Raw genomic sequence first — 14569 nt, forward strand, 5'->3', positions numbered from 1 at the left:
CAGGTGAACAACTTAATCTGCTGCTTTTTTGTGCAGCAGAGGACAAGGAGTGATCACCATGGACATGATTGGCAGGATCCGGCATTTGTATGCCCGCAAGAACAAATCGGAGCGCGAGATATCGCGCATGACAGGGCTATCGCGCAACACGGTGGCGAAGTGGCTGCACGGCGAGGTGGACGGCCCACCGAGGTACCGCCGCAGCGAACAGCCCAACAAACTGACGGCGTTTCATGACGCGCTCATGCTGGCCTTGAAGGCCGATGCACGGCGGCCCAAACACGAGCGGCGCACGGCCAAGGCGCTGTACGCCGAGATCAGGCAAGCGGGCTACGAAGGGGGTTACACGCGGGTGACCGACTTCATCCGGGCGTGGCGCCAGAGCGAGGGTCAGGGGGCGGCCGTCAATGCCTTCGTGCCGCTGGCCTTCGAGCTGGGAGAGGCTTTCCAGTTCGACTGGAGCGAGGAAGGCATGGTGATCGGCGGCATCTACTACCGGGTGCAGGTCTCGCATATGAAGCTGTGTGCTTCGCGGGCCTTCTGGCTGGTGGCGTACCCCAGCCAGGGTCACGAGATGCTGTTCGATGCCCACACCCGATCGTTCGCCGCGCTGGGCGGCGTGGCACGCCGGGGCATCTACGACAACATGAAGACCGCTGTAGACAAGGTCAAGAAGGGCAAGGGACGCATCGTCAACGAGCGCTTTGCCACCATGTGCGCGCACTACCTCTATGACCCGGACTTCTGCAACGTGGCCAGCGGCTGGGAGAAAGGGGTGGTGGAGAAGAACGTGCAGGACAGCCGCCGACGCATCTGGATCGACGCGGCGCAGATCAAGTTCGGCAGCTTCACCGAACTCAACGCCTGGCTGGGCCAGCGCTGCCGCGCGTTGTGGGACGAGGTACGCCACCCCGAGCACAAGCAGTTCAGCGTGTCGGAGATGCTCGAACACGAGCGGGCGCACCTCATGCCCATGCCGCTGCCCTTCGACGGCTACGTCGAGAAACCCGCGCGGGTTTCCAGCACCTGCCTGGTGTCTGTGGCGCGCAACCGGTATTCGGTGCCGTGCGAACGCGTGGGCCAGATGGTGAGCACGCGGCTGTACCCGGGCCGCGTGGTCATCGTGGCCGATGATGAGGTCATCGCCCGCCACGAACGTCTGAGCAACGCGGGCGAGACCCGGTACGACTGGCAGCACTACATCCCGCTGCTGCAGAGAAAGCCCGGGGCGCTGAGAAACGGAGCGCCCTTTGCGGACATGCCCGAGCCACTGCAGCGGCTGCGCCGCGGGCTATTGCGTAACCCGGGAGGCGACCGGGTGATGGCGCAAGTGCTGGCGATTGTGCTTGGCGCCGGTCTGGACGCGGTGCTGGTGGCCATCGAGCTGGCGCTGGAGAGCGGTGCGCCAGGCAAGGTGAGCGTGGAGCATGTGGTCAACGTGCTGAGCCGGCTCAACGCGCAGCCGGCACCTCCCACGGCGGCCACACGGCTGAAGGTGACAACGCCACCGCTGGCAAACACGGCCCGCTACGACAGCCTTCGGGCCGACACCGCGGACAGTGCCGTGGGCGCCACCACCGAAGGAGCCCGCCATGAAGACTGATGTGCTGGTCGAACTCAAGGCGCTGCGCCTGCACGGCATGGCCGGTGCCTGGGCTGATCTGGTCGAGCAAGGCGGTGGCGATGGCGGCGGCCTGGGCATCGAGACCTCGCGCTGGCTGATCGAGCACCTGCTGCAGGCCGAGGGCACGGACCGGGCGATGCGCTCGATCAGCCACCAGATGCACGCGGCGAAGTTCCCGGTGCACCGGGACATGGCGGGCTTTGACTTCTCGGTCTCGCCGGTGGACCGAAAGCTCGTCACCACGCTGGCCGGCACTGCCTTTACCGACGAGGCGCACAACGTGGTGCTGGTGGGCGGCCCGGGCACGGGCAAGACCCATCTGGCCACTGCCATCGGCGTCTCGGGCATCACCCGCCATGGCAAGCGGGTGCGGTTCTACTCCACGGTCGATCTGGTTAACGCACTGGAGCAGGAGAAGGCGCAGGGCAAGGCCGGTCGCATCGCCACCAGCTTGCTGCGCATGGACCTGATCATCCTGGACGAGCTGGGTTATCTGCCGTTCAGCCAGGCCGGCGGGGCGCTGCTGTTCCACCTGCTGAGCAAGCTGTACGAACACACCAGCGTGATGATCACGACCAACCTGGACTTCGCCGAATGGTCCAGCGTGTTCGGCGACGCGAAGATGACCACCGCGCTGCTGGACCGTCTCACGCACCACTGCCACATCGTGGAGACGGGCAACGAGTCGATCCGGTTCAGCCGCAGCACGGCCGCTGCGAAGAAGCGGATCAAGGCCCGGGAACAGGACCGAAAGAGTGCCTCAACGCAGGCTGAGCCCGACCCATTCTGAGCAGGCACCGCGCAGGGCAAGCCGCTACGGGCTACGCCCTTCGCGGCTTGCCCAGCGCCTTCAACACATCAGCAAGGAGATCAGCAAACCAGGATAGCACCTACACTTATCCACAGCCGACCCTTGAAACGTCGGCTTCCACCCCTGGCTCAATATTCAGTCGGCACGGTGGCTCAGATTTGGATCGGCGCCGACATGCTTGCGGAAACGAATCCGAACCTGAAGCCCTTCGGGTCGGAGATTTGACGCGATTTCCCTGGGGAAATTTCAGAGGGTGCGGCACCTTCCCATCGCGGTGCCGCGAGAAGCACATAAGAAGCCATAGAGCGGAGGACGCTAGCGCCAATTCTGACGCCTTGGGCGAGATGTTTGAGAGGTCCCGCGGCGCTCTTGCACATGATACTGATGTTTTGTACAGTATTGTAAAAAATGACACCGAGAAAGCCATGTACAAACCATGCCGTTACGTATTCCGTCCTGCCCGACCGGCTCCCGCATTGCTGCGCCGCATCTGGGCATGGTTCTGAGCTACCACTGCAGCGCCACCGGGGCATGCCCAGCCTACGGGAAGTCAAGGGTGTGCGGTCTGTGTCCACCACCTGAGGCTGAAGGCAGCCGCTCATCGCTAGATGGTCGTTCATCATGGATCAGCTACTGGCGTTGTACAAAGAACGTCGCCGCTATTAGCATGGCAATATGTCAAAGAATCCAGCGCAGAAACATCGGAGGAATTCAACGCCCTGTGATTCGAGTGAGGACGGCGCTTGGCTTGATGCGGCGCCTGTAGGGCGTGAGTTCGGAAGTCCGAACTATGAGAGATTGATAGCACTGGATCACGCAGCCTTCGCAGCGTTCCAATCCTGGGAAAAGGTGCGAGCTTGGCTGTCCGAACCGAACTCTCAGCTTGATGGAGCTTGCCCTGAGGACGCGACCCGAAGCCCTGCTGGATTTACCAAAGTCATGTCAATCCTGATGTCAATGGGGAGCCATGCCAGTACGGACTTCATGAGCGAGATTGACGTTTTGCCAGTCCAAGATCGAGATAGTCTCAAAGGTATATAGCTGTTTCCAGAGGAATGTATGCGGGGTTTTGAGTGGGCTGCTTCTGGCCGACAGTGCGCGTTCGATGAGGAACGGTGAATGACCGCAACCGCTGCATGGCTGTCATCCAGTCCCTAGAGATGAGCCCGTCACGATCACCCTGGGGGCAGACAAAGGCTACGACACCAAGGAGTTCATCCAGGCCCTGCAGGAGATGAACGTGCTGCCCCACGTGGCGCAAAACAAGTCAGGGCGCCAATCTGCGGTTCCTGACGCGATTGCAGACAGCGAAGGCTACGCCATCTCTCAGCAAAAGAGAATGCTGATTGAACAAGGCTTTGGCTGGGCCAAGACGGTGGGGCACATGCGCCAGGTGCTGGTGCGTGGGATCAAGAAAGTCGATCAGATGTTTGTGCTGACGATGGCAGGCTACAACCTCACGCGACTGCGCAGCCTGGAGCAAATCCGTCTGCAGGGGGCAGATGCGAGGGAAAAAGGAGCAGCAAACCGTGCTTTGCGGCTGAAAACACGCGTGTTTTACGGGCTGACTTTCAGGATGCGGAAAGCTGCTGCGCAAAATGCGTTTGCAGACACTGAGCTGGCTCGGCCGCAGGGGAGTATTTCAGCAGCCTGTTAGTTGCACTTTACAAATATCTTGGCTCGACACATTCTCTAGGCTTTTATGACTATTCTGTATTCGACCTTTGCAGCTGGTTCGGATAAACTGCATTTCATCGGACAGAAATCGAAGTGCTTGGAAGTTGTTCAAGTTTCATGATTTTTCTGAGCGCGGCTGCATAAGCCGTTTCTTATACTGAGAGGTTTCGGCCAATCAGGGAATTAGGACTCTCGGGTCATTGTTCCAACCTCGGCTGCATAAGCCGTTTCTTGTACTGAGAGGTTTCGACCAATCAGGGAATTAGGACTCTCGGGTCATTGTTCCAACCTCGGCTGCATAAGCCGTTTCTTGTACTGAGAGGTTTCGACCAATCAGGGAATTAGGACTCTCGGGTCATTGTTCCAACCTCGGCTGCATAAGTCGTTTCTTGTACTGAGAGGTTTCGATCAATCAGGGAATTAGGACTCTCGGGTCATTGTTCCAACCTCGGCTGCATAAGCCGTTTCTTGTACTGATAGGTTTCGACCAATCGGGGAATTAGGACTCTCGGGTCATTGTTCCAACCTCGGCTGCATAAGCCGTTTCTTGTACTGAGAGGTTTCGACCAATCAGGGAATTAGGACTCTCGGGTCATTGTTCCAACCTCGGCTGCATAAGCCGCTTTGTATTTGTGGGTTTAGACCAACTAAGGAATGAAGGCCTTCGGGCCTTTGTTTCGGCCACCACGCACCGTTTGTTGCAATCGCTGGTGGGAGAGGGCATGGTGGAGCAGGACGAGCGCAGCAAGCTCTACCGCCTGACCATGGACTTCTTCGTCCCGGCCGCCAAAGCAGGAAACCCCGGTGACCTGCGTAGCTTGTGCCGCCTCGCGCTGCTACGCCTGTGCGCCAGCTTAGGCGACAGCATTTTTTTGCTGGTACGCAGTGGGTTTTACGCCGTTTGCTTGGACCGTAGCGAGGGCCCGTTTCCTATCCGTTCGTTCACCGGTGACATCGGCGGACGCGTAGCCTTGGGAGTGGGGCAGGGCGCACTGGCCATCCTCGCGTTTTTGCCTGAGGCCGAGCGCGAGGAGGTTATCCGCTTCAACCTCTCGCGCGTGCGTGAATACGGCTTGTTTGACGAGGTCTATTTGCGCACCGAGATCGAGCGCGTACGCCAACTGGGCTGCGCGGGCCGCAGTACCGGCTTGCTTGAAGGTATGGCGGGTGTGGCCGTACCCATCTGCGACCGCGAGGGGCGCGCTGTAGCCGCGCTCAGTGTGGGCACCATCTCCGCGCGTCTGAACGATGACCGGATGCCCACAGTGGTGGAACTGCTCAAGCGTGAAGCGGCTGCCATTGGGCCAAAGATCAATCCGTTTGATGTGACGTTGCGGCGGCCTGCGCAGAGTTTTACGGGTGGACGCAGCGAGATGCAAAGGCAGTCTGAGTAGTAGCGTGGGAACGTCCCTAGGGTAATCGCATATCTGATTGGAGTAGGTCACATGACACTTCTCTAACTTCGGTGAGCCTGACCACCTAATTGTTGGCGCCGACCGAAAACTGAGCCACTTTTGAGGGTAGTGCCGACCCAAAACTGAGCCAGGTGAACAACTTAATCTGCTGCTTTTTTGTGCAGCAGAGGACAAGGAGTGATCACCATGGACATGATTGGCAGGATCCGGCATTTGTATGCCCGCAAGAACAAATCGGAGCGCGAGATATCGCGCATGACAGGGCTATCGCGCAACACGGTGGCGAAGTGGCTGCACGGCGAGGTGGACGGCCCACCGAGGTACCGCCGCAGCGAACAGCCCAACAAACTGACGGCGTTTCATGACGCGCTCATGCTGGCCTTGAAGGCCGATGCACGGCGGCCCAAACACGAGCGGCGCACGGCCAAGGCGCTGTACGCCGAGATCAGGCAAGCGGGCTACGAAGGGGGTTACACGCGGGTGACCGACTTCATCCGGGCGTGGCGCCAGAGCGAGGGTCAGGGGGCGGCCGTCAATGCCTTCGTGCCGCTGGCCTTCGAGCTGGGAGAGGCTTTCCAGTTCGACTGGAGCGAGGAAGGCATGGTGATCGGCGGCATCTACTACCGGGTGCAGGTCTCGCATATGAAGCTGTGTGCTTCGCGGGCCTTCTGGCTGGTGGCGTACCCCAGCCAGGGTCACGAGATGCTGTTCGATGCCCACACCCGATCGTTCGCCGCGCTGGGCGGCGTGGCACGCCGGGGCATCTACGACAACATGAAGACCGCTGTAGACAAGGTCAAGAAGGGCAAGGGACGCATCGTCAACGAGCGCTTTGCCACCATGTGCGCGCACTACCTCTATGACCCGGACTTCTGCAACGTGGCCAGCGGCTGGGAGAAAGGGGTGGTGGAGAAGAACGTGCAGGACAGCCGCCGACGCATCTGGATCGACGCGGCGCAGATCAAGTTCGGCAGCTTCACCGAACTCAACGCCTGGCTGGGCCAGCGCTGCCGCGCGTTGTGGGACGAGGTACGCCACCCCGAGCACAAGCAGTTCAGCGTGTCGGAGATGCTCGAACACGAGCGGGCGCACCTCATGCCCATGCCGCTGCCCTTCGACGGCTACGTCGAGAAACCCGCGCGGGTTTCCAGCACCTGCCTGGTGTCTGTGGCGCGCAACCGGTATTCGGTGCCGTGCGAACGCGTGGGCCAGATGGTGAGCACGCGGCTGTACCCGGGCCGCGTGGTCATCGTGGCCGATGATGAGGTCATCGCCCGCCACGAACGTCTGAGCAACGCGGGCGAGACCCGGTACGACTGGCAGCACTACATCCCGCTGCTGCAGAGAAAGCCCGGGGCGCTGAGAAACGGAGCGCCCTTTGCGGACATGCCCGAGCCACTGCAGCGGCTGCGCCGCGGGCTATTGCGTAACCCGGGAGGCGACCGGGTGATGGCGCAAGTGCTGGCGATTGTGCTTGGCGCCGGTCTGGACGCGGTGCTGGTGGCCATCGAGCTGGCGCTGGAGAGCGGTGCGCCAGGCAAGGTGAGCGTGGAGCATGTGGTCAACGTGCTGAGCCGGCTCAACGCGCAGCCGGCACCTCCCACGGCGGCCACACGGCTGAAGGTGACAACGCCACCGCTGGCAAACACGGCCCGCTACGACAGCCTTCGGGCCGACACCGCGGACAGTGCCGTGGGCGCCACCACCGAAGGAGCCCGCCATGAAGACTGATGTGCTGGTCGAACTCAAGGCGCTGCGCCTGCACGGCATGGCCGGTGCCTGGGCTGATCTGGTCGAGCAAGGCGGTGGCGATGGCGGCGGCCTGGGCATCGAGACCTCGCGCTGGCTGATCGAGCACCTGCTGCAGGCCGAGGGCACGGACCGGGCGATGCGCTCGATCAGCCACCAGATGCACGCGGCGAAGTTCCCGGTGCACCGGGACATGGCGGGCTTTGACTTCTCGGTCTCGCCGGTGGACCGAAAGCTCGTCACCACGCTGGCCGGCACTGCCTTTACCGACGAGGCGCACAACGTGGTGCTGGTGGGCGGCCCGGGCACGGGCAAGACCCATCTGGCCACTGCCATCGGCGTCTCGGGCATCACCCGCCATGGCAAGCGGGTGCGGTTCTACTCCACGGTCGATCTGGTTAACGCACTGGAGCAGGAGAAGGCGCAGGGCAAGGCCGGTCGCATCGCCACCAGCTTGCTGCGCATGGACCTGATCATCCTGGACGAGCTGGGTTATCTGCCGTTCAGCCAGGCCGGCGGGGCGCTGCTGTTCCACCTGCTGAGCAAGCTGTACGAACACACCAGCGTGATGATCACGACCAACCTGGACTTCGCCGAATGGTCCAGCGTGTTCGGCGACGCGAAGATGACCACCGCGCTGCTGGACCGTCTCACGCACCACTGCCACATCGTGGAGACGGGCAACGAGTCGATCCGGTTCAGCCGCAGCACGGCCGCTGCGAAGAAGCGGATCAAGGCCCGGGAACAGGACCGAAAGAGTGCCTCAACGCAGGCTGAGCCCGACCCATTCTGAGCAGGCACCGCGCAGGGCAAGCCGCTACGGGCTACGCCCTTCGCGGCTTGCCCAGCGCCTTCAACACATCAGCAAGGAGATCAGCAAACCAGGATAGCACCTACACTTATCCACAGCCGACCCTTGAAACGTCGGCTTCCACCCCTGGCTCAATATTCAGTCGGCACGGTGGCTCAGATTTGGATCGGCGCCGACAGATGTGTCGCTGTTCGAGACGGCCACTACCTGGGCATCGCTGTTGGCGGCGCAGGTGATGGCCAGCGGCAAGGAAGTGGAAAAACAGGGCTCGGGTGCGCCGGGTATCGCACCCTACAAAGCCTATGGCACGCAGGATGGCGAGGTGGTGATCGCCGCAGGCAGCGACGCGCTGTTCAAGGGTTTGTGCAGCGTGTTGGGCCACCCCGAGTGGGTCAGCGATGCGCGCTTCATTGACAACCCGAACCGCGTTGCCAATCAGGCCGTGCTGTACGGATTGATAGACCCGTTGGTCGCGGCCCAGCCCACGTCGCACTGGGTGGATGCGCTGGAAGCTGCTGGGGTGCCTTGCGCACCGGTCAACACCGTGGGCCAGGTGCTGGAGCACGCCCAGACTCAGGCGCTCGACTTGATACACCCCGTGCCCGGAACAAGCATGCGTTTTGTGGCTTTGCCGGTGAGCTTTGATGGCCAACGCCCGCGCGTGCGCAGCGCGCCACCGGCATTGGGTGCTCATACACAGCAGCTGTTGTTTCCCGAACTGGTCTGAGGCAGGAGCCACACCATGGAATTCTTGAATTGCGCTTACGAGACCTTGATTGTGTCGCTGGTGGGCGAGCATGTGCTGCAAGTCACGCTGAATCGCCCCGAGGCGGGTAATGCGCTGAACACCCAGATGGGCCGCGAGATGCTGCAGCTCTGGAACGCGCTGACCGAAGACGCTGGGTCTGTGCGCTGCGTGGTCCTCACAGGCGCGGGCAGCAAGATTTTTTGCGCTGGTGGTGATTTGAAAGAGCGCAACGGCATGACCAAGCGCCAATGGCAGCTGCAGCACGAACTGTTCGAGCGCATGTATTGGACGCTGACCGACCTGCCAGTACCGGTGGTGGCGGCCGTCAACGGCCACGCCTATGGCGGCGGCATGGAGATGGCCCTGGCCTGTGATTTTGTCTACGTGAGCGACATGGCGCGCTTTGCATTGCCCGAGGTAACGCTGGGCATCATGCCCGGCGCCGGTGGTACGCAAAACCTGCCCCGCGCCGTGGGCGAGCGCCGCGCCAAGGAGCTGTTGATGACGGGCAAGCCGCTGAGTGCCACGCAGGCCGTGGAATGGGGCGTCGCCAACAGCGTGCACGCAGCCGATCAGGTGCTGGCAGCCGCGCTGGAGACGGCGACCACGATTGCCGGCAACGCGCCGTTGTCCGTGCGGCAGATCAAAAAATCGGTGCGCTACGGCGGCCAGATGGAATTGCGCACGGCCTACCGCTTCGAGGTGGAGGCCTACAACCACCTGGTCGATACCGATGACCGCATGGAAGGCGTGCGTGCCTTTAACGAGAAGCGAAAACCCGTTTTTACGGGGCAGTGATTTTTGAAGCAGACCTTTTTTTCTAGGTGTGAGGACCTCCCATGACTGAAGCTGTAGTCCATATCGAAGCTGGCAATGACTTTGCCGATATCCGTGACAGCGTGCGTCGCGTTTGTGCCGATTTTCCCGGCGCTTACTGGCGCAAGCTGGAAGAAACGGGTGCCTACCCCTCGGAGTTTGTACAGGCACTGACCGATGCCGGTTTTTTGAGTGCCCTGATACCCGAGGAATATGGCGGCAGCGGTATGCCGCTGCGTGCGGCGGCGGTGATCCTGGAAGAGATTCATGCCACCGGTTGCAATGCCGGTGCGTGCCATGCCCAGATGTACACCATGGGCACTGTGCTGCGCCACGGCTCGCAGGCACAAAAGGATTTGTATCTGCCGCAAATCGCTGCGGGCACGCTGCGCTTGCAGGCCTTTGGCGTGACCGAACCCACCACCGGATCAGACACCACCAAGCTCAAAACCCGGGCGGTTCGTGAAGGTGACGAATACGTCATCAACGGTCAAAAGGTATGGACTTCACGCGCGCTTTTCTCCGACCTGATGCTTTTGCTGGCACGTACCACGCCCCTGGATGAATGCAAGAAGAAAAGCGATGGTTTGTCGGTGTTCCTGGTGGATATGCGCGAGGCCAAAGGAAATGGCATGGAGATTCGCCCACTCTCCGCCATGGTCAACCACAACACCACTGAAATCTTCTTTGAGAACCTGCGCATTCCCGCCAGCAGCTTGGTGGGCGAGGAAGGTAAGGGCCTGAAATACATCATGGACGGCATGAATGCCGAGCGTATTTTGGTGGGCGCCGAGTGCATTGGTGATGCGCGTTGGTTCACAGATACCGCCGTGAAGTACGTGAGCGAGCGCCGCGTGTTTGATCGCCCCATTGGCCAGAACCAGGGCGTGCAGTTTCCCATCGCCAAGGCCTATGCCGAAATGCGTGCGGCCGATTTGGTGCTTCGCCGTGCAAGTGCCATGTTCGCGGCCGGATTGCCGTGTGGTGATGACGCCAATATGGGCAAGCTACTAGCGTCGGAAGCTTCTTGGCATGCAGCCGAGTCCTGCATTCAAAGCCACGGCGGATTTGGCTTTGCTACCGAATACGACGTGGAGCGCAAGTGGCGTGAAACGCGCATTTACCAAGTGGCGCCCATTTCTTCCAACCTGATCTTGTCGTACGTAGGCGAGCACATTCTGGGCATGCCCCGTTCGTACTGAAGGCGTCGCATGACCAATTCTTCATCAAAGTCCGTCCCCTTGACCCAGGCTTTGGCGCAGTATGTGCTGGAGCCAACGTGGGGCGGGCAAGAACAGGCAGCCTGCGCGGTGGCGCTGACGGGCACCCTGGACACTTTTGCCACATTGCTGGCTGGGCAAAATGAGCCTGTAGTGCACATCGTGCGCCAGCATTTGGCGGCCAGTCGCAGCACGTTGGCTGAGGCACCCGCACCGTCGGCCCGTGACATGTTGGGTGCAGCCCATGCGGCTTTCGTGAACGCCGTAGCCGGGCATGCGCTGGACTATGACGATGTGGCCTTGTCGGCGCACCCCAGCACGGTGCTGGTGCCGGCAATCTGGGCCGAGGCGCATCGCTTGCGAGCCAGTGGCCCTGACATGCTCCGCGCCTACGTGGTGGGCTATGAAGTGTGGGCGGAGCTGTTCAGCCGCGAAAGCGACCAGTACCACCTCAAAGGCTGGCACCCTACGGGAGTGTTTGGCGTCGTGGGTGCCGCTGCTGCTGTGGCGTATTTAAACCGAGAGAAATTGACGCAGCTGCAGGTTGCGCATGCGCTTTCCATAGCGGCGAGTTCAGCCTCGGGCGTGGTAGCCAATTTCGGCACCATGACCAAGCCCTGGCACGCAGGACGCGCTGCGGCAGCAGCTATCGATGCCGTGCGTCTCGCAGAATTAGGACTAACAGCAGCGACTGACGCGCTGGAACATCGGGCGGGTTTTCTTGCCGCCATCTCGCCAATGGGGAACGTCGATCTGGACCGCCCAACCACCATAGGTGGTAAGCCGCGCATCCTGGAGTTGGGGCTTTCCATCAAGCGGTATCCCGTGTGCTATTTCGGCCACCGTGTGATTGATGGCGTCCTGGCGCTGAAGGCCGCGCATAACCTGAAAGCGGACGATGTGGAGAGCGTCGAGGTGACTATTGGCGCTGCGGCGGCCAGCACGCTACGCAACCATTTGCCCGTGACCGCCCTGGAAGCCAAATTCAGTATTGAGTTTGATGTGGCTAGCGCGCTTGTCGCAGGAAACGTAGGCTTGGCGCAGCTGACGGATGCCTTCACAAACCAGGCGCAGATGAAGGCGCTCATGCAAAAGGTTCGGGTCAGGATCACCGAGCGAAGCTGTCCGCTGGACCCAGCATTCTCTTACGCGGATTCCGTGCGCATTACCACCCTGGCTGGCCGTGTGCTGGAGAGCGGCGACATTCGCTTTCCCAAAGGACATGCCATGCACACACTCAGCCCGCAAGAGCTGCGTGGCAAGTTCCTCGATTGTGTGACTTACAGCGGCTTGCCCTGCGATGGCGCCGCGCTCTATGACACCTTGCTAGCACTGAGCGATATGCCCGATGTCAGTGTGCTTGCAAACCATTTTTGATGTGCTAGTTCCGGTTGCTGCGGGGCAGACCGTGCGGCTTCACAAGGGCTGTATCTATCGCTTTGCAGAGACCGCCTACAAGTGGTGGATAACCAGAAGAAACGGCTTGCAGCCGTGCGAGAAGCCTTAAACAGAACGTGCGCTACAAGCGCACCACTTTGACGGAGACCGCTATGTCCAAATTTCCTTCTACTCCTGTGGCGTTGGCCCATGCATCTGGATTGCGCCGCCGCGATTTCTTGGCGGCTGGGGCTGGCTTCGCTGCCAGCAGTCTGCTGCCCGGCTTGGCTTTCGCTCAAGGGAGTTGGCCGGATAAGCCCATCCGCATCCTTGCGGCACAGGCGCCGGGTTCTTCGAACGATGCCACTGCACGCGCGCTAGCCGACTACCTTTCCACCAAGCTTGGTGTCGCCGTAGTGGTGGAAAACAAACCTGGTGGTGTTGGAATGATTGCTGCCGAGGCGCTCGTGCGTGCGCCCGCAGACGGGTACACGCTGATGATGACCTTGCACAGCCAACCTGCGCAGGCACCGGCGTTGCTCAAGCGCTTGCCGATCAATCCTGACAAAGACATCGTACCCATCGCCGCCATTGGTGTGGGCTCTGTGCCGGCGGTGGTTCACAAGGACTTTCCGGCCAAGACCATCCAGGAAGTGATTGCCTACGCCAAAACCAAACCGGTCAACGTTGGCAATTACGCCGTGGGATCGGGTTGGCAGCTCATGCTGGACCAATTGGCCAAGGACACGGGGGCTCAGTTCAACGTGGTCAATTACAAGGGCACCGGGGCCATGCTGATGGATTTGTATGGCGGTCAAATTGACATGGGTGCAGGTTCATTGGCGGGTGTTGGCGGCGGGATAAAGCAAGGCAGCGTTCGCCCGGTGGTCATCGCGATAGGGCCTGCCTCCAGTAGGCTGCCCGGTATACCCACCTGGAAGGAAGCTGGCTTCCACGGAAGCGCGTATGAGAACTTGACCGAGTGCAATATGCTTTTTGCGAAGGCTGGAACCCCCTCGGTCATTCTGGAACGCTTGGCGCAGCTCGTGATTAGCAGTTACAAAGAATCTGATCGAATTAAAAGTGTGCGCGAAAACCTGGGAGACGAGGAGCCGGCACTCACAGGGAATGAATTGCGCGCCTACATCGACCGTACTTGGCCGGTTTACCGAAATTTGACGAAAGCCATGGGCCTGCTGGCGAATTGATTCATCATGAGTAATACGCATATCCAAGTGCGCGAGGTGGGCCTGCGTGACGGTTTGCAAAGCATCGCGCGCACGCTGGACACGCAGCACAAACTCGAGTGGCTGCGCGCTGCCTACGACGCCGGTGTACGCGAGATCGAGGTCGGCTCGTTCGTACCCGCCCGGCTGCTACCGCAACTGGCGGACACGGCCGAACTAGTGGACTATGCGCGGACCTTGCCAGGCCTCACGACATCGGTGCTGGTGCCCAACCTTAAGGGAGCGCAGGCTGCGTTGGACAGTGGTGCCCATGTGATGCTGCTGCCCCTGTCGGCCAGCCATGCGCACAGCTTGGCCAACCTGCGCAAGACGCCCGATGCCGTGGTGGAGGAGATCGGCCGCATCCGCAGCCTGCGCGACAGCAGCGGATCGGCCTGCCTGATCGAAGTAGGCATGAGCACCGCATTCGGTTGCACGATCCAGGGCCTGGTGGACGAGAGCGAGGTCATGCGGTTGGTACAGGCCGTGCTCGATGCAGGCGCCGACCGGGTGGGCCTGGCCGACACGGTGGGCTACGCCGATCCGCTGCAGGTCAAGCGCCTGTTCGAAAAGGGCTTTGCCGTGGCCGGCCACCGCCTGGCCTGCGGGCACTTCCACGACACACGCGGGCTGGGCCTGGCCAACGTCTTCGCTGCCTGGGAGACCGGCATCCGCCGTTTCGACACCTGCACTGCAGGTATCGGCGGGTGCCCCCATGCGCCAGGTGCCAGCGGCAACGTGTCGACGGAAGATGTGGCTTACCTGTTCGCCAGCATGGGCCAACCTACGGGACTGGACTTCGACAGCTTGATCGCGCTGCGGGCCCGCGTCACCGGTTGGCTGGAGGGCGAGGCGTTCTACGGGTCGGTCTGGCGGGCAGGGCTGCCCAAGACCATGCAGCCGCAGGCCGTTGGCACGGCCTGCGCATAAGACTGGACGCGCGTCAATCGGCCAGGAACCGGTGCGCGTCCAGAGCGGCCATGCAACATTGCACCGCGTCCGTCGACATCACCGTCGTCGGCACGGGCAAAAAATTCGAGTGCCACTTCCGCGCCGTTTCCTTGGACGGGTGTCGACCATGCTTCCAACACTGTG

11 protein-coding genes and 2 pseudogenes are annotated in these 14569 nt (G+C 61.2%); all 13 read left to right on the forward strand.

What is annotated here, in order from left to right:
• Window positions 1–58: 58 nt before the first annotated feature.
• The 13 genes and pseudogenes from istA (CBP34_RS07960) (at window position 59) to CBP34_RS08030 (ending at window position 14404) form a co-directional block, all read left to right on the forward strand.
• Window positions 59–1603, forward strand: a complete 1545-nt coding sequence (gene istA / locus CBP34_RS07960; protein WP_087748263.1) for an IS21 family transposase — start codon at window positions 59–61, stop codon at window positions 1601–1603.
• Window positions 1593–2414: an IS21-like element helper ATPase IstB gene (gene istB, locus CBP34_RS07965; protein WP_087745763.1), complete on the forward strand. Its 822-nt coding sequence runs from the start codon at window positions 1593–1595 to the stop codon at window positions 2412–2414. Before istA (CBP34_RS07960) ends, istB (CBP34_RS07965) begins: the two co-directional genes overlap by 11 nt.
• A gap of 696 nt (window positions 2415–3110) precedes the next feature.
• A complete protein-coding gene (locus tag CBP34_RS07975) occupies window positions 3111–3476 on the forward strand; it encodes an antitoxin Xre/MbcA/ParS toxin-binding domain-containing protein (protein WP_236748538.1) in 366 nt (121 codons plus the stop codon).
• Between the two features lie 133 nt (window positions 3477–3609).
• Window positions 3610–3930: pseudogene (locus CBP34_RS07980) on the forward strand (transposase); the annotation flags it as partial.
• A gap of 862 nt (window positions 3931–4792) precedes the next feature.
• Window positions 4793–5506, forward strand: a pseudogene (locus CBP34_RS07985) (IclR family transcriptional regulator); the annotation flags it as partial.
• Between the two features lie 207 nt (window positions 5507–5713).
• Window positions 5714–7258 (forward strand): IS21 family transposase, encoded by a 1545-nt coding sequence (gene istA, locus CBP34_RS07990; RefSeq protein ID WP_087748263.1) that lies wholly within the window; start codon window positions 5714–5716, stop codon window positions 7256–7258.
• A complete protein-coding gene (gene istB, locus CBP34_RS07995; protein WP_087745763.1) occupies window positions 7248–8069 on the forward strand; it encodes an IS21-like element helper ATPase IstB in 822 nt (273 codons plus the stop codon). The genes istA (CBP34_RS07990) and istB (CBP34_RS07995) overlap by 11 nt, the downstream gene beginning before the upstream one ends.
• A 199-nt stretch (window positions 8070–8268) precedes the next feature.
• The gene (locus tag CBP34_RS08005; RefSeq protein ID WP_236748539.1) at window positions 8269–8814 is read left to right on the forward strand and encodes a CoA transferase; all 546 of its coding nucleotides are present in this window, start codon (window positions 8269–8271) and stop codon (window positions 8812–8814) included.
• Between the two features lie 15 nt (window positions 8815–8829).
• A complete protein-coding gene (locus tag CBP34_RS08010) occupies window positions 8830–9633 on the forward strand; it encodes an enoyl-CoA hydratase/isomerase family protein (protein ID WP_094097721.1) in 804 nt (267 codons plus the stop codon).
• Between the two features lie 41 nt (window positions 9634–9674).
• Entirely contained in the window at window positions 9675–10853 is a 1179-nt protein-coding gene (locus CBP34_RS08015) for an acyl-CoA dehydrogenase family protein (RefSeq protein ID WP_094097722.1), read from the forward strand.
• 9 nt (window positions 10854–10862) lie between these two features.
• Window positions 10863–12248 (forward strand): MmgE/PrpD family protein, encoded by a 1386-nt coding sequence (locus tag CBP34_RS08020; RefSeq protein WP_094097723.1) that lies wholly within the window; start codon window positions 10863–10865, stop codon window positions 12246–12248.
• Window positions 12249–12421: 173 nt separating this feature from the next.
• Complete coding sequence (locus CBP34_RS08025) at window positions 12422–13456, forward strand: Bug family tripartite tricarboxylate transporter substrate binding protein (RefSeq protein WP_094097724.1); 1035 nt, start codon at window positions 12422–12424, stop codon at window positions 13454–13456.
• 6 nt (window positions 13457–13462) lie between these two features.
• A complete protein-coding gene (locus tag CBP34_RS08030) occupies window positions 13463–14404 on the forward strand; it encodes a hydroxymethylglutaryl-CoA lyase (protein WP_094097725.1) in 942 nt (313 codons plus the stop codon).
• Window positions 14405–14569: the final 165 nt, after the last annotated feature.

The organism is Acidovorax carolinensis (genome assembly GCF_002157145.1).
GTDB lineage: Bacteria > Pseudomonadota > Gammaproteobacteria > Burkholderiales > Burkholderiaceae_C > Acidovorax > Acidovorax carolinensis.